The sequence below is a fragment of the Dethiosulfatibacter sp. genome (assembly GCF_983023055.1).
The window spans coordinates 1-2,047 of the sequence record NZ_CEZJXU010000452.1 but is presented as its reverse complement, the minus strand read 5'-3'; the positions used below and the strand labels follow the sequence as shown (position 1 = coordinate 2,047).

1 protein-coding gene is annotated in these 2,047 nt (G+C 36.2%); it reads left to right on the top strand.

Features of this window, described 5'->3' with window-relative positions:
- Positions 1–2,047 (top strand): acyl-CoA dehydratase activase-related protein (locus AC3AX0_RS12315; RefSeq protein ID WP_487550574.1); only part of this gene is annotated, 2,047 nt, incomplete at both ends.

Below are 2,047 nucleotides of genomic sequence, written 5' to 3'. Positions count from 1 at the left end.
GGCATCTGATGATGGGCTTCAATCGATCAAGTCTGAGTTTGGCGGGAGATTGAATATCGCTAGCATAGGGACAACTGGTTCTGGAAGAAATTTGATAGGTAAAATTTATAAAGCGAATTTAATTGTAAACGAAATTACTGCCCAGGCTAAGGGTGCTGTTGAATTGGATTGCAATGTAGATACAATTTTTGAGATTGGGGGTCAAGATTCAAAATATATTAGTATTGAAGATGGTCGAGTTGTAGATTTTGAAATGAATAAAATTTGCGCAGCTGGAACAGGTTCTTTTATTGAAGAGCAGGCAATAAAATTAGATATTCCAATAGAAGAGTATGAATATATTGCTTTGAAAGGACAAGAACCTTCAGAGCTGGGTAGTAGATGTACTGTTTTTATAGAAGGAAATATTTCAAAGGCAATAGCAGAAGGTCAAAGCAAAGAAAATATTACTGCTGGACTCAGCTATTCTATTGTCAATAATTATTTGAATAGAGTAGTTGGAAAAAAACCTATAGGAAATAAAATCTTCCTACAAGGTGGAATTGCTCACAACCAGGCTGTAGTCAATGCTTTTAGAGCAGTTCTTGGTAAGGAAATAGTAGTGCCGCCGTATTTTAGTATAACGGGAGCGTATGGTGCGGCAATATTGGCAAAAGAGGAAGTACAACAGAAAAGGAAAGAAAATGTAGAAAGAAGTGAAATAAGGAATATTGAAGCTGAAATAGATAAGATGTTTTTGAAGGGATATTCTGGAGAAGTGGATGAGAGCAAACTTACAGTGGGTATACCACGCGTGCTGTTCTTGCATAAATTATTTCCTATGTTCAACGTGTATTTTAAAGAGTTGGGATTCAATGTGGTGTTGTCCGATGAGACGGACAACAAAATTATTGAGTTTAGTCAGGAATTTTCTTTGGATGAAACTTGTTATCCGATAAAGCTTATTAATGGGCATGTTGCAGCCTTGATAGATAAGGGCGTTGATTATATATTTTTACCGAGTTTATACACTATGAAGCATCCGGTATCTCGAACTAGAGAAGATTACGCTTGCGTGTATATGCAAACTGTTCCACAGGTGATATCAAGCGTTATGGATTTAGAATCAAAAGGAATAAAATTGTTATCCCCGGCATTATCATTTAAGTTTGGGAAAAAATATATGATGCGGACTTTGATGGATTTGGGAAAACAAGTTGGAAAAAATAGCGTCCAGACTACTGTGGCATTGGCCAAAGGCATGCAAGCACTGAAAAAATATGAAACCGGAGTAGAAAAGTTAGGTGAAGAAGTTATTGATAATCTTAAAGCTGATGAAAAGGTGTTTGTCATTGTAACCAGGGCTTATGGTGTTGCGGACAAAGAACTGAATATGGGAATTCCTAAAAGGTTGATTGAGATGGGACATAAAGTGCTTACTTTATCAAATCTTCCAGCGCATAGCTATGATTTATCTGAAGATTACCCCAATATGTATTGGCCATTTGGGCAACATATTATATCTGGTGCGAAAATTATTAAGAATTCTAAAAATTTATATGCAATATATCTTACGAATCACGGTTGTGGACCGGATGCGATTATTAGCCATTATTTTAAAGAAGAAATGCAAGGTAAACCGTATTTGCATATAGAAGTCGATGAACATTCTTCGGCAGTTGGCGTTATGACGAGGTTAGAAGCGTTTATCGATAGTTTAGAAAATGATAATAAATGTATTGATGTAGAGTTAGATGGTGCCGAGAATGAAGTGAATGATAACAAAATAATTGAACGAGAAGAAATACCAATGTACATACCTTATTTATATCCGTATAGTTATTTAACGCAAGCGATGTTAAAAACCAGAGGCTATGATGCGAGGGTTCTTCAGCCTACGAGTGAAGAATCGCTTAATATAGGCAAGAAGTTTTCAGTGTCGAAAGAATGTGTTACTTTGACCGCGTTGCTTGGAGATGTATTTGCTCATATTGATACTAGAAGAGATAGTGAAAAAATGAAAATATGGATTCCGCAAACAGAAGGAAGTGAGAGTATCGGTCAATGT